16 protein-coding genes are annotated in these 19,967 nt (G+C 33.7%); 9 read left to right on the top strand and 7 right to left on the bottom strand.

The genetic code is table 11. The annotated features are described in order from the left end of the window. The first annotated feature begins 83 nt into the window (after positions 1-83). The 4 genes from ACFSJT_RS02425 to ribB all read left to right on the top strand — a co-directional run bounded on the left by ACFSJT_RS02425 (position 84) and on the right by ribB (position 6,062). Positions 84-2,594, top strand: a complete 2,511-nt coding sequence (locus tag ACFSJT_RS02425) for an FtsK/SpoIIIE family DNA translocase (protein ID WP_378318606.1) — start codon at positions 84-86, stop codon at positions 2,592-2,594. A 57-nt stretch (positions 2,595-2,651) separates the two neighbouring features. Next, on the top strand, positions 2,652-3,287 hold the full coding sequence (lolA1, locus tag ACFSJT_RS02420; protein ID WP_465252804.1) for an outer membrane lipoprotein periplasmic chaperone LolA1: 636 nt from the start codon (positions 2,652-2,654) through the stop codon (positions 3,285-3,287). A gap of 133 nt (positions 3,288-3,420) precedes the next feature. After that, positions 3,421-4,857 (top strand): LptF/LptG family permease, encoded by a 1,437-nt coding sequence (locus tag ACFSJT_RS02415; protein WP_378318605.1) that lies wholly within the window; start codon positions 3,421-3,423, stop codon positions 4,855-4,857. Between the two features lie 53 nt (positions 4,858-4,910). Next, the gene (gene ribB, locus ACFSJT_RS02410) at positions 4,911-6,062 is read left to right on the top strand and encodes a 3,4-dihydroxy-2-butanone-4-phosphate synthase (protein WP_378318604.1); all 1,152 of its coding nucleotides are present in this window, start codon (positions 4,911-4,913) and stop codon (positions 6,060-6,062) included. Positions 6,063-6,081: 19 nt separating this feature from the next. On the opposite strand, the gene ACFSJT_RS02405 is transcribed toward ribB, so the two are convergent. Both ACFSJT_RS02405 and ACFSJT_RS02400 read right to left on the bottom strand, forming a co-directional pair. After that, positions 6,082-7,272, bottom strand: a complete 1,191-nt coding sequence (locus ACFSJT_RS02405; protein WP_378318603.1) for a DegT/DnrJ/EryC1/StrS family aminotransferase — start codon at positions 7,270-7,272, stop codon at positions 6,082-6,084. A 136-nt stretch (positions 7,273-7,408) separates the two neighbouring features. Beyond that, a complete protein-coding gene (locus ACFSJT_RS02400) occupies positions 7,409-8,038 on the bottom strand; it encodes an NAD(P)H-dependent oxidoreductase (protein ID WP_378318602.1) in 630 nt (209 codons plus the stop codon). 90 nt (positions 8,039-8,128) lie between these two features. Here ACFSJT_RS02400 and ACFSJT_RS02395 point away from each other — a divergent pair, with 90 nt between their 5' ends. Beyond that, entirely contained in the window at positions 8,129-8,527 is a 399-nt protein-coding gene (locus ACFSJT_RS02395) for an acyl-CoA thioesterase (RefSeq protein WP_378318601.1), read from the top strand. A 35-nt stretch (positions 8,528-8,562) separates the two neighbouring features. Here ACFSJT_RS02395 and nhaC read toward each other — a convergent pair whose 3' ends face one another. After that, positions 8,563-10,068, bottom strand: coding sequence for a Na+/H+ antiporter NhaC (gene nhaC / locus ACFSJT_RS02390; RefSeq protein WP_378318600.1), 1,506 nt, complete (start codon positions 10,066-10,068; stop codon positions 8,563-8,565). A gap of 424 nt (positions 10,069-10,492) precedes the next feature. On the opposite strand from nhaC, the gene ACFSJT_RS02385 reads away from it, so the two are divergent. Next, positions 10,493-11,125 carry a CPBP family intramembrane glutamic endopeptidase gene (locus tag ACFSJT_RS02385; protein WP_378318599.1) on the top strand — a complete coding sequence of 211 codons (633 nt, stop codon included), beginning with the start codon at positions 10,493-10,495 and terminating at the stop codon, positions 11,123-11,125. Here ACFSJT_RS02385 and ACFSJT_RS02380 read toward each other — a convergent pair. The 3 genes from ACFSJT_RS02380 to ACFSJT_RS02370 all read right to left on the bottom strand — a co-directional run bounded on the left by ACFSJT_RS02380 (position 11,122) and on the right by ACFSJT_RS02370 (position 13,038). After that, positions 11,122-11,694, bottom strand: coding sequence for a non-canonical purine NTP diphosphatase (locus tag ACFSJT_RS02380; protein ID WP_378318598.1), 573 nt, complete (start codon positions 11,692-11,694; stop codon positions 11,122-11,124). The genes ACFSJT_RS02385 and ACFSJT_RS02380 overlap by 4 nt on opposite strands. Positions 11,695-11,765: 71 nt before the next feature. After that, on the bottom strand, positions 11,766-12,290 hold the full coding sequence (locus tag ACFSJT_RS02375) for a KdsC family phosphatase (RefSeq protein ID WP_378318597.1): 525 nt from the start codon (positions 12,288-12,290) through the stop codon (positions 11,766-11,768). Then, a complete protein-coding gene (locus ACFSJT_RS02370; protein WP_378318596.1) occupies positions 12,274-13,038 on the bottom strand; it encodes a Rossmann-like and DUF2520 domain-containing protein in 765 nt (254 codons plus the stop codon). Before ACFSJT_RS02370 ends, ACFSJT_RS02375 begins: the two co-directional genes overlap by 17 nt. Positions 13,039-13,176: 138 nt before the next feature. On the opposite strand from ACFSJT_RS02370, the gene ACFSJT_RS02365 reads away from it, so the two are divergent. Further along, positions 13,177-16,344 carry a cytochrome c biogenesis protein gene (locus ACFSJT_RS02365; protein ID WP_378318595.1) on the top strand — a complete coding sequence of 1,056 codons (3,168 nt, stop codon included), beginning with the start codon at positions 13,177-13,179 and terminating at the stop codon, positions 16,342-16,344. 500 nt (positions 16,345-16,844) lie between these two features. On the opposite strand, the gene ACFSJT_RS02360 is transcribed toward ACFSJT_RS02365, so the two are convergent. Then, positions 16,845-17,393, bottom strand: coding sequence for a hypothetical protein (locus ACFSJT_RS02360; RefSeq protein ID WP_378318594.1), 549 nt, complete (start codon positions 17,391-17,393; stop codon positions 16,845-16,847). A gap of 340 nt (positions 17,394-17,733) precedes the next feature. Here ACFSJT_RS02360 and ACFSJT_RS02355 point away from each other — a divergent pair, with 340 nt between their 5' ends. Together ACFSJT_RS02355 and ACFSJT_RS02350 are read left to right on the top strand one after the other, a co-directional pair. Continuing rightward, positions 17,734-17,895, top strand: coding sequence for a hypothetical protein (locus ACFSJT_RS02355; RefSeq protein WP_378318593.1), 162 nt, complete (start codon positions 17,734-17,736; stop codon positions 17,893-17,895). 86 nt (positions 17,896-17,981) lie between these two features. After that, positions 17,982-19,961, top strand: a complete 1,980-nt coding sequence (locus ACFSJT_RS02350) for a sensor histidine kinase (protein WP_378318592.1) — start codon at positions 17,982-17,984, stop codon at positions 19,959-19,961. Positions 19,962-19,967: the final 6 nt, after the last annotated feature.

Genomic DNA, 19,967 nt, shown 5'->3' with positions numbered 1-19,967 from the left:
TGAGAGTTTCGTTAAGAAAATTTTTGGATCATTTTTACGTTCCATTATAGATATTCGTATTTTTGCGATAAGACATCCAAAAAATGGCTAAAAAAAAGGTAAGTACAAAAAGGAAAACAACAAAAAAACCTAAGACTCCATTAAAAGAACGATTGGCTTTATCAAGACAACAAAAAGTTGTTTTGGGAAGTTTTTTATTCTTTCTTGGGATAGGGTTGTTCTTTGCGTTTATTTCGTTTTTCTTTAATTGGAAAATAGATCAAAGCGAGGTATCGCAATTCTATAATAGAGCCTCCTCTCCAAAAAACTGGCTTAGTAAATTTGGCGCAGCAGTAAGTCACTTTTTTATATTTAAAGGGTTTGGAGTATCCTCCTTGATTCTTCCAGTTTTAACTTCGTTGACCGGAGTGTATCTGTTTTTTGATTTGAACAAAAGAAAATTGGCAGGATTCTGGTTTTGGGGAACATTGGTGATGATCTGGATATCTGTTATCCTTGGTTTTATTAAAAAAGAAAGTGGACTATTGGCAGGAGTGGTTGGTTATGAAACTAATGATTTTCTGCAAGATTATATTGGATTCATTGGTACTGTATTAGTATTAGCTTTCTTTGCTATTGTATATATAGTAGTACGTCTACGATATACACCAGAGAAACTAACGGCTTCGTTAAAAAATACACAACAAGTCATTACAAATGATTTTGAGTCGGCTATTACCACAACTGCAACAAATAATAATGGTTCAACAGTATCTTCGGCAGCTACAGAGGATTCTGGTTCTAGTATCAAAGAAAAAATTGATGCCATTATTGCAAGATCTAAAGACATTGGTAAAAAAGAAGAAGATAAAAAAGAGGTTGTAAAGAAAGAGATCGTTAAGAAAGAAACTACCGCAAATGAGATAACTTTAAACCCAACGATTAATGATTTCTATGGTGATCCTAAAAATAGAGATGGCGAAGCGCCTGAGAAACTAATTATCAAATCTGAAGACAATCCGGAGGATATCGCAATGGAGGTCGAAACAGTTGCCGAAGAGGAAGTCGTTAAAAATGTAAGTGCAAAATTGGTAAAAGATTTTGGGGAGTTTGATCCAAAACTAGAGCTTGGTAATTATAAATTTCCTGCGATTAATCTTTTAAAAGATTATACCGCACATGCAGGAGGTATTACTATTGATCAAGGTGAATTAGAGGAAAATAAGAACCGTATTGTTGAAACCTTAAAAAACTACAAGATTGAGATTGCTCAAATTAAGGCAACGGTTGGTCCTACGGTAACATTATACGAGATTGTACCAGAAGCAGGAATACGTATTTCCAAAATAAAAAATCTCGAAGATGACATTGCATTATCACTTGCAGCTTTAGGAATTCGTATTATTGCTCCTATACCTGGAAAAGGTACTATTGGTATAGAGGTGCCCAATAAGAAATCAACAATTGTATCTATGCGCTCGGCAATTGCATCTTCAAAGTTTCAAAATGCAGAAATGGAACTACCTTTATCACTTGGTAAAACTATTTCTAACGAAACTTTTGTAGTTGATTTGGCAAAAATGCCACATCTTCTAATGGCAGGTGCCACAGGTCAGGGTAAATCAGTAGGATTGAATGCGATATTAACATCATTATTGTATAAAAAACATCCCGCTGAGGTAAAATTTGTTTTGGTTGATCCCAAAAAAGTAGAACTTACTTTATTTAATAAAATTGAACGTCATTATTTGGCGAAATTACCAGATACTGAAGAGGCTATTATTACCGATAATACCAAGGTGATTAATACGCTTAATTCACTATGTATAGAGATGGATGCTCGTTATGATTTGCTGAAAAACGCCATGGTTCGCAATATTAAAGAGTATAATACAAAGTTTAAAGCGCGAAAATTAAACCCAGAAAACGGGCATAGATTTTTGCCTTACATAGTTCTTGTAGTAGATGAATTTGCAGATCTTATCATGACTGCAGGTAAAGAGGTAGAGACTCCTATTGCTAGATTAGCGCAATTAGCTCGAGCTATTGGGATACATTTAATTATTGCCACACAACGACCTTCGGTAAACGTGATTACAGGGATGATTAAAGCTAATTTTCCAGCAAGGATAGCATTTAGAGTTACTTCAAAGATTGATTCCCGAACCATTTTAGATACAGGAGGAGCAGATCAATTAATTGGTCGTGGAGACATGTTATTTACTCAAGGTAATGATATTATAAGGATACAGTGTGCTTTTGTAGATACACCCGAAGTTGAAAGAATAACAGAGTATATTGGTAGTCAAAAAGCATATCCGGATGCTCATCTATTACCAGAATACGTGGGTGAAGAAAGTGGCACAAGTCTTGATATAGATAAAAGTGATAGAGATAAACTTTTTAACGAAGCTGCCGAAGTAATTGTAACAGCACAGCAAGGTTCTGCGTCTTTATTACAAAGAAAACTAAAATTGGGATATAATCGTGCAGGAAGATTAATTGATCAATTAGAGGCGGCAGGAGTTGTTGGACCATTTGAAGGTAGTAAAGCCAGACAGGTACTGGTTACCGATCTTGTTTCATTACAACAGTTGTTAGATAATGAAAAATAATCTGATCTTTGTTGAAAGTTCGTAGAGAATTAAAAAATAAAAGAAGAATAAAATAAAATGATAAAAAAAATAACATTTATACTATTTGTATTTGGTATTACTACTTTACAAGCTCAAAGTGCAAAAGAACTTCTTACAGAAGTTTCCAAAAAGGTAAAGACCTATGATAACATAGTAATTGGATTTAAATACAGCCTTAATAACCCAACAGAAAATGTGTCTCAAGAAACAAGAGGAGATGTAACACTAAAGGGTAATAAGTATCTTTTAAATCTAATGGGTACCAAACAAATGTATGACGGGAAAAAGTTGCATGTTATTATTCCGGAAGATGAAGAGATTAATATATCGTCTCAAAATGAAGAGGATGAAAATAGTGTTACTCCTTCAAAAATGCTAACTTTTTATGAAGATGGATATTCTTATAAAATGGATATAGTTCAGGACGTTAACGGAAGAAAAATTCAGTATGTAAAATTAACTCCTATAGATTCAAAAAGTGATATGAAAGAGATATTATTAGGGGTTGATAAACAAACAATGCATATTTATAAAATGATTCAGAAGCAAAACAATGGAACCAATGTTACCATAACAGTTAATAGTTTTAAAACGAATCAGCCATTATCTGAAACATTATTTGTGTTCGATGAATCGAAATATGAGAATTACTATATTAATCGATTAGATTAATTAAATTCTTTTGAGAGCATAATATAAAAATTGTGATACATAAAATTTTAAAGGACGGGCGCATAATATTGTGCACGTTCTTTAATTTTTAAATTACTTTTATTGTAAAGGTGATTTTTCAAAAACAAAATAAGTGAAGATTCTCGATAGATATATTTTAACAACTTTTTTAAAGACCTTTTTTCCACTCTTTATCATAATCATGTTTATTCTTTTATTACAAACCATTTGGTTGTTTATATCAGAATTAGCAGGAAAAGATCTAGATTTTTCGGTAATTATAAAGTTTTTGACATTTGCTACGCCAAGGTTGATTCCTATGGTCCTACCTCTTACCGTTTTACTTACTTCAATTATGATTTTTGGAAGTTTTGCTGAAAACTATGAGTTTGCGGCTATGAAATCTTCTGGAATATCATTACAAAGAGCAATGCGAACACTTTCGGTTTTTATCTTCTTTGTAGGAATAGGTGCTTTTTTCTTTTCTAATACAGTAATACCTTCTTCAGAAAAAAAGTTTATTAACCTTCGCAAGAATATAGTTAAAGTAAAACCGGCAATGGTCATTACTCCAAATCAGTTTAATGATTTGGGGGATATAAACATTAAAGTGTCTGAGAAATATGGCGACAATGATCAATTTTTAAAAGACGTTATCATACATAAAAGAGCAGCCAGACCTGGTAATTTTACTGTTATAAAAGCTATTGACGGAGAATTACAGGGGAGTGTCAATTCAGATCTTATTACTTTGATATTAAATGATGGTAATTATTATGACGAAATTCAACAAAGATCACCACAACGAAGAAATAAACTTCCCTTCGCCAAAACTCATTTCAAGAAGTACATCCTAAATATCGATTTGTCTTCTTTGGGAAGTGTAGATATGGATGCGCAGCAATATAGCAAGGGGTATAACATGTTAAACGTTAATGGGTTAAAAAATGAAATTGATACGTTATCGATGCAAGTGAATGAAGAAATAAAAACGCTTGGCGTAGAAATAGATAGGAGAATAGGATTTGAAGGACTAAACAAGAATATGAAAATTGATAGTATTCAGGACATCAGAAAAGATACATTGGATATTATGGATCATTTTGATGCTAAAAAGAAAATCCAGATTTATGTAAGTGCTATTTCAAATACTGAAGGTGTTGTTAGAAAAATAAACACATTAAACGAAAGAAATGTAAGGACAAAAAGAGCGTTAAACAAGTACGAAATGTCATTGCATAATAAATATGCTCTAGGGATTGCATGTATAATTCTTTTCTTTGTAGGTGCACCTCTAGGAGCCATAATTAGAAAAGGAGGGATGGGATTGCCAATAGTTATAGGTGTTGTTTTGTTTTTAACTTATCATTTTATTGGTATTTTTGCTAAAAACAGTGCAGAAGAAGGAGGAATTCCTCCATTTCTAGGATCTTGGCTCTCAACATTCGTTATATTTCCATTGAGTATTTATCTAACGTTAAGAGCAACTGCAGATCGAGGAATCTTTAGTTTTGATAATTTTGTTCAGCCCATACGAGATTTCTTTGCAAAACGCTCCTCTAAAATCTAAAAATTCGATTTCTTTTTGAATATCTTTGCAAGCAACAATTTAAGAGTACTATTATGTCGCAGATTACCGAAACCAAAAAGAAATTTAAGTTGAATACCATAGAAGAAGCTATAGAAGATATTCGACAAGGAAAGGTAATTATCGTTGTTGATGATGAAGACCGGGAAAATGAAGGAGATTTTATTGCTGCTGCAGAAAAAGTGACTCCCGAAATGATCAATTTCATGGCCAAGCACGGTAGAGGTCTCATTTGCGCGCCTCTTACTGAAGATCGTTGTGATGAATTGAGTCTTGAAATGATGGTTCAGAATAATACTGTGCTACACGAAACACAGTTTACAGTTTCTGTAGATTTGATAGGTAGTGGTTGTACCACAGGTATTTCTGTGCATGATCGTGCAAAAACTATCAAAGCTCTTGTAGATGAAAATACAAAGCCTCATAATTTGGGACGACCAGGGCATATTTTTCCTTTAAAAGCAAAAAATGGTGGAGTTTTACGACGAACGGGTCATACTGAGGCAGCTGTAGATTTAGCAAGATTGGCAGGATTACAACCTGCGGGAATTTTGGTAGAAATTTTAAATGAGGATGGGACCATGGCGCGCCTACCGCAATTAGTAGAAGTTGCCAAAAAATTTGACCTTAAATTGATATCAATAGAGGATTTAGTAGCATATCGTATGCAGCACGATTCTTTAATTGAGAAAAAAGAAGACTTTGATATTGCCACACGATTTGGAAATTATAGACTAAGGGCATACAAACAAACTACCAACAATCAAATTCATATTGCTTTAACACTTGGTACCTGGAGTAAAGATGAACCTGTACTTACCCGGGTAAACTCTACATTATTTAACAACGATATTTTAGGAACACTCACTAATAATGCTGATAAGCGATTAGATGCTATGTTTCAGCGCATTAATACTGAAGGTAAAGGAGCAATTATTTTTATTAATCAAGAAAGTACATCGTTTAATCTTCTTAATCGTTTAAAGGCATTAAAGGAAATTCAGAACGGAAAAGACGTAGTAAAAGCTCCAAAAATTGATATGGATACCAAAGATTTTGGAATTGGAGCGCAAATACTGCACGATATTAATGTTCATAAACTGCGTTTAGTATCCAATACAGTTCAACAGAAGCGTGTCGGGATGATAGGGTATGGGTTAGAAATTGTAGAGTATGTAGAGTACTAATATGTAATATTTTTATACGCTATAAGACACTTTTTATAGCTTCTACCATTTTAGATGCTCTTTTGTTTACCTCTTCTTCTGTCCAACTTAATTTTATTAGACAAGAAATTGTTCTACCCATCCAGGCATCACTAGCTTCAAAGGATCTATTATTCTTTTTTAATCCGTTTTGGACTTCTTCAGAAAGTCTGCCCAGGGATTTTTGTTCTAATAGATGCTCCCATTTTTTATAATAATGCCAGTTATTATCAAACCAATAAAAACATGCATCAACTCCATGAGCGCCCAAAGCTTTATGAGCATTTCTTGCAAGGTTTTCATTAGGTAAAAATAAGTTTAGAAAGGCATAACTTTCAACACCGGTCTCAGGCACTCTTCTGAAAGTAACTTCTGGAATTGCTTCTAAGGCATGACGAAGTATTGAGTAATTCTTTTCTTGAGTAGCCAGTGTAGTATCTAATTTTCTTAATTGCGCAATACCAACTGCAGCATTTAATTCTGATAATCGGTAGTTATATCCCAAAAAAGGATGTGTTTCTGCACCGCGGTCATTACCAACATGATCATGACCATGATCTTGATATTTATGAGCTCTATCGGCAAATTTTTTAGAATTAGTGATAATTCCACCACCCTCGCCACAAGTAATTGTTTTTACATAATCAAAAGAAAAACAACCTAAATCACCATAACTTCCCAGAGGTTTATTGTCATAAGTTCCGCCTATGGCCTGGCATGCATCTTCTAATAAAATAAGATTGTGCTGATCACAAATAGCTTTTAAAGCGCTAAGATCTGCCATTGATCCGCACATATGTACAGGCATTATTGCTTTAGTTTTAGGTGTGATAGCGGTTTCTACAGCTTTAGGGTCAAGAGTTAGAGTATCATCAATATCACACAACACCGGCACTGCACCAACAGAGAGTATGGCTTCAAAACTAGCAACAAAGGTAAATGTTGGCATAATGACTTCATCACCCGAACCGATTTCAGCAGATGCTAGCGCTACGGTTAAAGCTGCTGTACCACTAGAGACTACCTGAGCGTATTTGGTTTGCATTCTTTTTGCAAGATCTTTTTCAAGTTCTAATGCTTTATGATGACCATTTCTCATGGGATCAAACCCGTATCTCATCAAAACTCCATTATCCAAAACATCTTGAACTTCTTTCTTTTCCTCAGCACCAAATAACTCAAATCCTGGCATAGTAATATCGTATTAAATTCTGTTTCCCGCAAAAATACCGAAAAGAGTTTTGATTTTACAGTCGATCTTTTATATTTTTTTAGATAATATAGGTCTGGTACTATAATAGTATGGTAATACTAGGATAGCTTTGTTTTTACATGGTGATCACTGTATCTGTGATGTCTTTTCTTACCTTTTTCAAGTCAGAAAATATATCATCCTGGGCTCTATAACCTACAGGTAAAACCAATACAGATGAGAGACCTAAATCTGCAAGTTTTAGTAATTCATCATATTTTTCGGGTACAAACCCTTCCATAGGACAGGCATCGATTTGTTCAATGGCGCATACCGTTAATAAGTTACCCATTGCTAAGTATGCTTGTTTCGCGGCCCATATCGATATTTCTTCCAAAGGTTTATTTTTAAAGGAATCTACTAATTGCTCTTTAAAGGGATTTAGTATCTCATCTGGAGTATTTCTGGTGGTTTTTACATTATCAAAATATTTGGCAATGTATTCTTCTCCCACTACATTTTCAATGCAAAAAATCAAAACATGTGATGCATCTGCTACCTGCTGCTGATTCCAGGAATGTTGAGTAAGCTTTTTTTGAAGCTTTTTATCTCTTATAACTACAAGCTTTAAAGGTTGTAAACCATAAGAAGTGGCAGTAAGATTAAAAGCCTCAGTAAGGGTATCTATTTTTTCTTGTGGAAGAATTTTGTTATTGTCGAATTTTTTTGTGGCATATCGCCAGCGCAAACTTTCTAGAATATTCATTTGAAGTTTTTTTTAATACGCTACAAAGATAATATGATAAGATTTACCTTTGATATATAAAATTATAAGAAAAAACTATATCACAATTGCATGAATACTATAGATGAATTAATCAAAAAGTCTGAAACAAGAATTTTTAAAGCGGTATTCCCAAATACAACAAATCATTATGAAACTTTGTTTGGGGGTACAGCATTACAACTTATGGACGAAGTTTCTTTTATTTGTGCTACTCGATTTAGTAGAAAAAAAGTAGTAACTATTTCTACAGATAAAATTGATTTTGAAAAACCAATACCTGAAGGAACTATCATAGAGCTTGTAGCAAAAGTAACCAAAGTTGGAAGAACTAGCTGTTTGGTAAAAGTTGATATTTATAAAGAAGATATGTATAGTTATGATCGAGAACTAGCAGTTTCTGGTCATTTTAAGTTTGTGGCCATAGATAATAATAAAAACTCCATACCAATTATTGATGAAAAAAAATAAGAAATATGGGTGTAAGGGTTTTGGAGCATATATTCCTATGCTCTTTTATGTAGCTCGTTTTCGTTTTGCACTAATTGTTTAATTTTTATTTTGAATGCTGCAAAAAACAAAGTCATAAATGGACTTAACCAGTTAAATATGGCAAAAAAGAAATAATCTACTACAGGTACACCAAGTACTCCACTTTGATACGCCCCACAAGTATTCCATGGAACCAAAACCGAAGTTACGGTACCAGAATCTTCCAGGGTACGACTTAGGTTTTCAGGAGCGAGGCCTTTATCTTTGAAAGCTTTAGCATACATTCTCCCCGGAACAACAATAGCAAGGTATTGGTCAGAGGCTGTAACATTTAAGGCCAGACAGCTTACTACAGTGCTTGCAAACAGACCAAAAACTGAATCAAATAGGTTAAGAAGTGCTTTACTGATTCTTGCCAAAGCTCCTATAGCATCCATCACGCCACCAAAAACCATAGCACATACGATAAGCCAAATAGTGCCTAACATTCCAGACATTCCACCTGCAGAGAATAAATCGTTAAGTTGTTCATTTGTTGTTTCTACAGTCGTATCTACAGTCATCGCCTTCATTACACCCATATAGGCAGAATTAAAAGTAAGTTCGTTACTTCCGGCAATCGTCATTACAATATCAGGTTGCGCGATAATAGCGGCTATGGCACCAAGTAATGTTCCTGCCAATAGTGCAATTAGTGGAGGCGTTTTTTTGATGATTAATCCAATGACTAATAATGGAACAATGAATAACCAAGGTGAAATGTTAAATGCACCTTTTATAGCTTGTAGTTGTTCTGTTATTTGTGGAGTACCAGACGTATCAATGGCAAAACCAATAATGATAAAAACAATTAAGGTTATTACTATGGTTGGTACCGTAGTGTAGGTCATATACTTTATGTGAGAAAATAATTCTCCGCCCGCCATAGCGGGTGCTAAATTGGTAGTATCTGATAACGGGGACAATTTATCACCAAAATATGCCCCTGAAATTACTGCTCCTGCTGTCATTCCGAGTGAAATGCCCAGGGTATCACCAATTCCGATTAAAGCAATTCCCACTGTTGCAGAGGTGGTCCACGAACTACCTGTTGCTATCGAAATTATAGCACAAATAATAACACAGGCGGCTAAGAAAATAGTTGGATTTAGAATTTGCAACCCATAATAGATCATTGTGGGTATGATCCCACTGATCAACCAGGTACCCGCCAGGGAGCCTACCATTAACAAAATAAGCAAAGCCCCGGTAGTAGACCTTACATTTCTTGCTACTTCTTCCATCATTTGTTTGTAGGAGACTTTATTGAAGAAACCTACAATAGCCGCAACTGCTGCACCAAGTAGTAGTATAAATTGGTTACTACCACTTAGGGCATCATCACCAAATAGGTACACATTATAAAACAACATTCCTACTAAAATAATTACCGGCAGTAATGCCTCCCAAATGTTCAATTCTTTATTCTCGATAATATCTTCGTTTTGGGGATTGGTAGGAGTAATGTTTTGACTTTCCATGTGTCGTATTCAAAATTTTATGGATGTAATGTTACGATATTAATAAAATTTATGCAACGTCTGGATCGAGTTTAATTTTTTCAATGTTGATCAAAGTATGGAGTTATAAAGGTATGATGTACTCGTTTTAATAAATATATATGCATTTTATCGAATTTATTTGCTTTTTGTCGATATAAGTAGTATTATTGCCATATAATTTTATTCAAAACATAGAAAGTTAACCTACTTTTGAAGTGTAAAATAAAAAGAGTAAGAGAAAAATTGGAATTGATTGTTTTAAACTTTTTTTGCCCCCAGAAAGAATAATTCCCCCCGAATTATTTGATCCCAAAACCTATAAAAGCCTCTTCCCCCAAGAGGCTTTTTTTGTTAAAAAAGCATTCAATTCAGTATTTATACGGAAATTAGTCAAAAAATAAAAATGCAGACTACTATATACAAAGGCGTAGAATTATTTTTTCTTTTCGTTGTATTACCATTAAGTTTTCTGATCAGTTATCCTATTGCTATTAAATTGGCACTTACTATAATAGGCTTTCTTTATATTTTGATAATATTGAAACGCAATGGGCTCCTAAAATTGAGATTTCCAGATAAAATGTATTGGAAGCCATTTTGGAAAGAGACGGTCATTAAGCTTGCCATAGTAATGATTATAACGGGATTATATGTTCTTTTTGTGGCACCGGATAAATTGTTTTTAGTTTTGATAAAAAAACCACATTTATGGTTAATGATTTTATTTATCTATACCTTTTTGTCTGTATGGCCCCAAGAAATTATATATCGTACTTTTTTTTATGAGCGTTACCAGGGATTGGTAAAAAATAAATGGTTATTCGTTTTTATCAATGCGATTCTTTTTTCGCTTGCCCATCTTTTCCTACAAAGTTTTTTGGTTCAGGTACTTACTTTTATAGGAGGGATGTTATTTGCTTATACCTATCAAAAAACAAAATCAACTACGTTGGTATCTGTAGAACATGCTATATATGGTAATTGGTTGTTTACCGTTGGAATGGGAGAGATGTTAGCTTTTCCAGGAGCAGACTAACGATTCAAAAAATCAATTAATTCTTGTACTGCTTTTCCGCGATGGCTAATCTTGTTTTTTTCTTCCAGTGGGAGTTCTGCGAATGTTTTAGAATATCCATCAGGAATAAAAACGGGATCATATCCAAATCCTCCATTACCTTTTTTACTGTTACTAATACTTCCTTTACAAATACCCGTAAACGGTATCAGTTCATTATTTAGTTCTAAAGCGATGACAGTCTTGAATTGAGCAATTCTATTTTCTTCTCCTCGTAGTTCATTTAAAAGCTTATCCATATTGGCATTAGCATCTTTTGAGTCACCGGCATATCTGGCTGAATATACCCCCGGAGCTCCGTTAAGTGCATCTACTTCTAGTCCGGTGTCATCGGCAAAACAATCATAACCATAATGTTTTTTGACATATTGAACTTTTTGCTTTGCATTGCCTTCGATAGTAGATGAAGTTTCCGGGATATCTTCGACACATCCTATATCGGTAAGACTTAATAGCTCAATTTGGGCTGGAAGTAACGCCTGTACTTCCTTGACTTTATTAAGATTATTTGTAGCAAATACTAATTTCATTTCAATTTAATGTTATGAATTTCTAGTGTTTAAGTTTTTGTAGTATTTTTTACCATCAATCATCAACTTACTCATGCTTCAGCATCAAAATCCGATATCCATTTTCCTTGAACCTTCAACACCTGTTCAATCACATCCCGAACACATCCCTTTCCTCCTTTTTTAAAAGAAACATACTTTGAGATCTCTTTAATCTCGGCCACAGCATCTTGCGGACAAGTAGGTAACCCTACCATTTGCATTACCGGCATATCAGGAATGTCATCACCCATGTACAAAACATTTTCAGACTTAATATTATAAATATCAAGGTATTCGTCTAATTGTTCAACTTTGTGATGTGCACCAAGATAAATATCAGTAATTCCTAATCCTTTTAGCCTTTGGCGTACACCTTCATTTTTTCCGCCTGAAATAATACAAACATTAAATCCTTGCTGCACAGCTGTTTTTAATGCATATCCGTCTTTAATACTCATTGTTCTTAGCAACTCCCCATCTGTGTTTATAATTACAATACCATCGGTAAGTACACCATCAACATCAAAAATAAAAGTAGTAATGTGTCGTAAGTATTCTTTATAACTTTTTTCCATATTTAGATTGAATTGCTTTGGTTAATGTTTGATATATTTCTTTTTGTAGTGGATCTGACAAGATATTCAAATGCCGCTCTATAGTTTTGGTATCTTTTCTAATTGCAGGACCTGTCTGTGCTTGATCTGGATTCATTTGTATTACTTTTTGTGCCGTTTCCTGAATTAAAGGATATAAAATTTCAAAAGGAATGTTATGTTCTTTGCAAATATCATTACCAATCGAAAATAAATGATTTGTAAAATTGTTTACAAATACGGCAGATACATGCAGTATATTACGTTGGTCTGATGAAATTTCGTATATCTTGGATGATAGAGGTGTAGCAAGATCTTTTAAGAGATGTACATCTTTTTCTTCTTCAGCCTCTATACAGATAGGAACACTATCAAAATCGATGTTTTTATCCCTACTAAATGTTTGCAATGGATAAAACACGCCTCTTTTATTTAAATTACAAAGAGCTTTCATAGGAACACTCCCTGATGTATGAACGACCAGTTTGTTCTTAAAAGGAAGTTGGGCCGATAAGGGTGTAATTGCATTATCGCTTACAGCAAGTATATAAATATCTGCCTCTTTTAGCGAACCAATATCATCTGTAATCGAGTTTTCTTCTTGTGCAGGATGAAATAGTAATCTTTTACGATTGTAGCATTGTATTACTTTTGCATGTTTTTGATCTAAAAACCCGGTATAAAGGTGTTGAGCAACATTTCCGGAACCAAGAATTACGACTCTTATCATTTGGCTAAAATAAGCAAGTTCCATTAAAAAATTAAACAATAGTAACACTTCTGTTAAAACCTTTATAACAAAGGTAAATGATGCTACTTTATCCTACCAAAAACACTAAATTTGCCGATCAAAAAAAGAAAGGTTATTATGCAGGATAAGTTAGCAAGCATTTTGTTCTCTACACGATTAATGGCAATTTTATTTATAGTTTTTGCAGTTTCAATGGGAGTAGGTACTTTCTTAGAAGATGCCTATGGTACCACAGCTGCAAGAATATGGATTTATAATACTTGGTGGTTTGAGGCTATAATGGTGTTTTTTGCCATTAACTTTTGTGGAAATATCGTTAGGTATAAACTTTATAAAAAGGAGAAATGGGCCACACTACTATTACATTTATCCTTCATTCTTATTATTATAGGAGCTTTTATTACTCGATATATCAGTTATGAAGGTGTCATGCCTATAAGAGAAGGTGAAACAACCTCAACATTCCTTTCTGAAAAGACGTATTTAACCATCTTCCTTGATGGCGAAATTAATGGAGAACCCAGACGTAGGATAATTTCTAAGGATTTTGAGTTAGCTGAGGCGGCCGATAACAGTTTTACTATTGATACAGATTACAATGAACAACCTGTGATAGTTCAATATAAAAACTATATACAAGGAGCAGAGATGGGGCTCGTTGAATCTGAAGATGGTAATAGATACCTCAAAATTGTAGAGGCAGGAGATGGTGATCGACATGATCATTTTTTACAGGAGGGTGAAGTCTCAAACATTCACAATGTATTAGTGGCTTTCAATAAACCAACCGATGGAGCGATCAATATCACCTATACCAATGACGAATATTTTATAAAATCCCCATTCGAAGGCTCTTATATGAGAATGGCAGATCAAAAACAGGGTCTTGTCTTCAAAGATAGTCTTCAGCCTTTGATGCTTCGATCATTATATCAAACTGCTGGTATGCAATTTGTAATTCCTGATCCCGTAGTTACGGGTAAATATGATGTAGTTCCTGTAGAGATCAAAGATAAGGGACAACAAGATGCCTTGTTTATTAATGTTTCAACTAATGGAGAAACAAAAGAAGTTAAATTATTAGGAGGGAAAGGTTATCACAATGATATGACTAAAATATCTTTAGGTGGATTAGACATGTATTTTTCTTACGGATCCAAACAAATGGAGTTACCATTTGCTCTTAAGTTGAATGATTTTATTGCAGAAAAGTATCCTGGTACAGAGAATGTCTACAAATCTTTTAAAAGTAAAGTGGATATTGTCGAAGAAAATAATTCAAGGCCTTATGACATTTATATGAATCATGTCCTGGATCATAAAGGATATCGATTTTTCCAGGCTTCTTTTGATCCAGACGAAAAAGGGACAGTATTGTCTGTAAATCATGACCGCTGGGGAACTTTGGTGACTTATACAGGGTATATGCTATTGTATTTAGGTATGATGTTAATCTTATTTACGAAAGGCTCTAGATTCAAGGATTTAGAAAAAATGTTGAATAAAGTAAAATCAAAAAAGAAAAATTTAGTAACGCTTTTAGTGCTTATGATTTCGTTGTCTTCTATGGGCCAGGAGCTTCCTAATCAGACAGATCATCTTCAAACGTTACCTACCAAAGCTCAATTAGATTCTGTAATCAAAGCCAATGCTGTTAGTAAAGAACATGCAGCCAATTTTGGTAGTATTGTGATTCAGGATGAACGAGGAAGAATGAAACCCGTAAATACTTTTTCTTCCGAATTACTTCGTAAACTTAGTAAAAAAGATACTTATGAAGGGCTAAGCGCCGATCAGGTATTTGTTTCTATGATAGAAAATCCATTTGTGTGGTATAGCATTCCCATTATTGAGATTCAAAAAGAAAATGATAGTATTCGTAAAATATTAGGTGTTCCAAAAACGGAAAGAACAGTATCCTTAATAGATCTTGTAGAACCAGACGGATCTTACAAACTGACACCTTATCTCGAGCGCGCCAGTAGTACAAATACACCAAGTAGTTTTGAAAAAGACTTTCTTAAGACTCATGAAAAATTTTACTTACTGAATCAAGCACTTGGCGGAGGAATTCTAAAAATATTTCCTGTACCTGGTGATGAAGGGAATAAATGGGTTTCTATCCCAGAATTAAATGAATTTAAGTTTAGTGGAATGGATTCTGTATACACACGTCAGATCATTGCTATTTATCGTCAATCATTACAAGAAGCCAGGAAAACCGGAGATTATAGTAAGCCGGATCAATATGTGGCAAGTATAAAAAGTTTTCAGAAGAAATTTGGTAGTGAAGTATTACCGACTGATAAGAAGATAAAAGCTGAAATAGCATTAAACAAGTACGATATCTTCAGAACGCTATACCGATACTATATGGTGATCGGTTTATTATTGATGCTTTTTGTAATCATCGCAATATTTAAAGAATCAAAAATTATTCGCAGATTAATCAACGGAACCATTGGACTAGTCGTCTTATTATTTATAGCACACACGGCAGGATTAATAATACGCTGGTATGTTTCGGGTCATGCACCATGGAGTGATGCCTACGAATCTATGATTTACGTAGCCTGGATGACTCTCGCGATTGGATTAGCTTTCGGAAGAAAAAGTAACCTTACCATTGCAGCTACAACCTTTGTGGCGGCAATTATATTGTTCTTTGCACATCAAAACTGGACAGATCCTGCAATCGCCAATTTGGTTCCGGTTCTTGATTCTTACTGGGTACTTATCCACGTTTCGATCATTGTTGGTAGTTATGGGCCTTTTTTCGTAGGAGCCATTCTGGGAATACTTGCTTTATTATTAATGATCCTTACCACCAAATCGAATAAGAAAAGAATGGATCTTAATATCAGAGAAATTACTATTATTAACGAAATGGCACTTACTATCGGCTTGGTGATGCTTACAATTGGTAATTTTTTAGGGGGGATGTGGGCTAACGAAAGTTGGGGACGCTATTGGGGATGGGATCCAAAAGAAACCTGGGCTTTAGTTAGTATTATGGTATATGCCTTTGTAATTCATATGCGACTGGTACCCGGCCTTCGAAGTAGATGGTGGTACAATTTGGCATCTGTAATTGCAATTTACAGTGTACTAATGACCTATTTTGGGGTGAACTTTTACTTAAAAGGGTTACATTCGTATGCAAGTGGTGATAAAGTGATTACGCCTAATTCTGTATATTATTCTGTTGCTTTTGTAATTCTTTTGGGAGCACTTTCTTATTGGAGGTATAAGGTGTATTATAAAAAAAAGAAAGAAATGGCATGATAAATCTAAATTGAAGATAGTCTTTAACTCTTTATGATTTAAAAAATAGTAGAACGCTCAACCAAATTTTAGGGTTGGGCGTTTTTATTTTGCAGTAATGAAAAAAAAGAAAAAGGATAAGAGATGAAAATCAGAGGATTAATTCTAATAGGATAAGATTGATCATAAAGGCATAGCTTGAATTATACAATTATATTTAGATAAGAAGAATGAAAAGTAATACAAAACCTATACTAATCATGGCAAATAGTTAATTTAATAAGGTTCTAGAAAGGTATGAGTCGAGTACGGTATACTTCAAAGAAGTATATAGAAATTCTAGTATAGTTAGAAAAAATAGCGAAAGTTTGATAATAGTGAAGAGTAGATAGTCTTTTTTTTCACTTTGAAAATGAAAATATTAGTTATTCACTAATCTTATACGTTTAATAATGAGCCCCCAAATTATTTTGTATTCCTGATGATGAACTTTTCCCGAGTTCATTTCATTCTGCATAGTATTATAAGGATACTATAGTCGTAATTTTAAGTGAAGGATTTATCTGAGATATAATAGTTATACTTTTATTATTCTCATGAATAACCTGAGTTTCCGGAATTTTAGATAGCTCAGTTTCCTTTTTGAAATGCAAAAGTTGATCTCTTTGGTGGTTGTATTCCTGTACCACTTCTTCCTTAGCATCGTAAGCAGACCCCAAATACACCGATAAGGGTCGCGGTCTAAAATCGATAAGCCAACTAATTAATTCTAAGTTAGCAGGTGTAGTTGATTTTGTTTCTCCTGTCAAAAAATTGACAATTGGCTTAAACTTATCTCCATTAACCCGCTCAATTGCATGCATCTTGTTTTCGCCTTCTTTAAACTTAAAAAAACGACTGAGGATACGATCATCATACTTTTCTTTTCGCTTGTCTAGTAGCCAAAGACAAGCTTCTTTAATTTGTTTGCGAGTAGGTTCGATAAGATAACTACTCATTTCTCCTCCTTTTTCCTTTTTGTACTTCTCTAGAATTTCATCACGATAAGTACTACTTGTTTTTAGTCCCATAAATTTTTTGAATTATTGGAATCTTACAGCTTTCTGCGGAATCTTTGGAATCTTTGGAATCGATTATGGAGTAACCAGCAAAGCCTCCTTAAATTCACATAGTAACTAGTTCCAGTTAGACATTGCTAACATAGTAAATGTATTAGCGAAGTTTTTACGGGAATCCGTAAGCGAGTAGTTGAAGGTCATTGGAAAGTAGCCTAATACTAATCCATCAGATTCCCGCTTTCCATAAAAATTAAGGAGTACTCCCTTTTTAAGTAACGGCTACTGTTGCCAAAATTTTCTCAAAAATTTTGGATGGTAACCTCTATGTCAAATTCAAAAAAAGTAAAAAATTATGAAAACAATATTTTATATATTAATCGCCCTATTTATGTCTACAACATTCACTTCTTGCACAGCAGATAGTGTTTCAGATAATGTTGAACTTTCGGTAGAAGAAGTTGCAACAACAGGTCAACACGGACATGTAGAGGATGAGGATGAAGGAGGGAACTAAATTGTTATAGACTTTTATTCTTCAAGTCTGGTCTGTGTAATGTAAAAATGTCACACAGACCAGATTTTATTTAGTAATTTTGAAGAATGAAACTTTGGCGCGTCAATCCCCCAATCTACATTATTTTGTGGGGTTCTATTCTGTTTATTGGTATTTTATCTACTTTAGGTCAAACTGAAGAAGTAAAAGCTCCTTCTCAAGAAGTATTAGATAGTATTTCTAAATATTATGCATTAAGCAAATCAGATTCTTCAACAATAAATCAGAGGTTGAAAAATATTACTTCTTTCTTAGAAATTGCTAAATTTTATGAGCAAGACTCTATGATCTATAATGGATTAATGCAAAAAACATGGTTGCTTAGTAAGGCTAAGATGTACGACAGTGCAATCGCTCATTCCCATAAATTGTACGATTTTGCAAAATTTAATAGAGATACGAGCTACATGCTAAAAGCATATATCAAGCTTGGTATTTATCACAAAAAAAATAATGCATTTACTGAAGCTTTTAAATACTACAATGAAGCTTTCAAAATCTCTCGAAAAACTAAAGATAGTTTGTGTGCATCAAAGAATTTACTTCAGATGTCCTATATCCAATCTCTTTTAGGGGATTATTCAGGAAGTAAGACTACAGCTGTAGATGGAGTTAAATTTGCAGAGAAAACTTCGAGCCTGAAAAATCTTTCAGGGTTATATCATATTATTTCGGTCGCAAATTTAGAACAAAAAAATCACAGGGAAGCTCTAAAATATAACTCATTAGCTCTAATGCTTGGTAAGGATAGTTTAGCCTTGAAATCAATACAATTAAATAATATTTTGAAGTATGAAAATACACGTGCTCTTATCCTTGCAGATACGATGAATTATAAAGATGCTACAAAAATACTTACAGAATTAGCAAATGATTCTATCGTTAAGGCCAATAAATATGAATACTCAAGAGTTCTTGGCAATCTAGGTTACATACTATGGCTTCAGAATAACCGAAATAAAAGGTCAGAAAAACTTCTACTTAATTCTTTAGAAATCAGAGAGGATATTAATGATAAAGAAGGGCTTATTTCCGGCAATATTTATCTTACAAAATATTACGAGAATGATAATGAAACCAAAGCATTATCATATGCCGAAGCGGCTTATCGCAATGCTTTGGACTTGAAAAGTTTGACCTCTATCATCGAAGCATTAGGATATATATTTAAATTAAAGGAAAATGTCCAAGAAGAGGCTAAAATTTTTAATGAAACCTATCATAAGCTCAACGAAATCAATCAAAACAACCGTGAGATTTATGCAGTCACCAAGTACGAAAATGAGAACCTCACCAATGAAAACCTTAAGCTTGAAACCGATAATGCCAAATTGGAGATAGAAAAAGCAAAAGAAGAGCGTGAAAATATCATTTATCTATTAAGTACCATCATTTTAATTCTTTCAGGAGGTTTTGTTGTTTATTTATTACAACAAAAACATAAAAGAGAACGTATACGTGATGTTTTTAATGCTGAAACCCGAATTTCTAAAAAATTACATGATGAACTGGCAAACGATGTCTATCATGTAATGACACAAATACAAAACAAAAGAAATGATCATGAAGTGTTGGATAAATTAGAGGATATTTATAGTCGTACCCGTGATATCTCCAGGGAAAATAGCAATTTTAAAATTAACAAAGATTTTGTGCATGAGCTTAGCGGTATGCTAAGTAGCTATGGATCTCTTGAAACTAAGATTATTATAAAAGATATCGATGATATCCATTGGTCATCAATAACTCCCGAAAAAAAAATAATTATTCATCGTATTATACAGGAATTAATGGTCAATATGAAAAAACATAGCCAAGCTACTTTAGTTGCTGTAACCTTTAAAAAAGGACTTAAAACCCATGAGATTAGCTATGCAGATAATGGCGTTGGTGTTGCCAAAAATGATATAATTTATAGTAGCGGACTCCAGAATGCGGAAAACCGTATAAAAACTATTGGTGGATCATTTATCTTTGACTCTGAAGAGGGAAAAGGCTTTAAAGCCAGAATACATTTCCCAAATTAATTAAAA

It is taken from the genome of Aquimarina celericrescens (assembly GCF_042682765.1).
Classification (GTDB): Bacteria; Bacteroidota; Bacteroidia; order Flavobacteriales; family Flavobacteriaceae; genus Aquimarina; species Aquimarina celericrescens.
This window is presented reverse-complemented; position numbering and strand designations above follow the sequence as displayed.

Bases quoted from the DNA above. Each gene is read 5' to 3' on its own strand.
- ACFSJT_RS02400 (WP_378318602.1), bottom strand. From the start codon at position 8,038: ATGAATATTCTAGAAAGTTTGCGCTGGCGATATGCCACAAAAAAATTC.
- lolA1 (WP_465252804.1), top strand. From the start codon at position 2,652: ATGATAAAAAAAATAACATTTATACTATTTGTATTTGGTATTACTACT.
- ACFSJT_RS02350 (WP_378318592.1), top strand. From the start codon at position 17,982: ATGAAACTTTGGCGCGTCAATCCCCCAATCTACATTATTTTGTGGGGT.
- ACFSJT_RS02365 (WP_378318595.1), top strand. From the start codon at position 13,177: ATGCAGGATAAGTTAGCAAGCATTTTGTTCTCTACACGATTAATGGCA.
- ribB (WP_378318604.1), top strand. From the start codon at position 4,911: ATGTCGCAGATTACCGAAACCAAAAAGAAATTTAAGTTGAATACCATA.
- ACFSJT_RS02370 (WP_378318596.1), bottom strand. From the start codon at position 13,038: ATGATAAGAGTCGTAATTCTTGGTTCCGGAAATGTTGCTCAACACCTT.
- nhaC (WP_378318600.1), bottom strand. From the start codon at position 10,068: ATGGAAAGTCAAAACATTACTCCTACCAATCCCCAAAACGAAGATATT.
- ACFSJT_RS02375 (WP_378318597.1), bottom strand. From the start codon at position 12,290: ATGGAAAAAAGTTATAAAGAATACTTACGACACATTACTACTTTTATT.
- ACFSJT_RS02395 (WP_378318601.1), top strand. From the start codon at position 8,129: ATGAATACTATAGATGAATTAATCAAAAAGTCTGAAACAAGAATTTTT.
- ACFSJT_RS02355 (WP_378318593.1), top strand. From the start codon at position 17,734: ATGAAAACAATATTTTATATATTAATCGCCCTATTTATGTCTACAACA.
- ACFSJT_RS02425 (WP_378318606.1), top strand. From the start codon at position 84: ATGGCTAAAAAAAAGGTAAGTACAAAAAGGAAAACAACAAAAAAACCT.
- ACFSJT_RS02385 (WP_378318599.1), top strand. From the start codon at position 10,493: ATGCAGACTACTATATACAAAGGCGTAGAATTATTTTTTCTTTTCGTT.
- ACFSJT_RS02360 (WP_378318594.1), bottom strand. From the start codon at position 17,393: ATGGGACTAAAAACAAGTAGTACTTATCGTGATGAAATTCTAGAGAAG.
- ACFSJT_RS02380 (WP_378318598.1), bottom strand. From the start codon at position 11,694: ATGAAATTAGTATTTGCTACAAATAATCTTAATAAAGTCAAGGAAGTA.
- ACFSJT_RS02405 (WP_378318603.1), bottom strand. From the start codon at position 7,272: ATGCCAGGATTTGAGTTATTTGGTGCTGAGGAAAAGAAAGAAGTTCAA.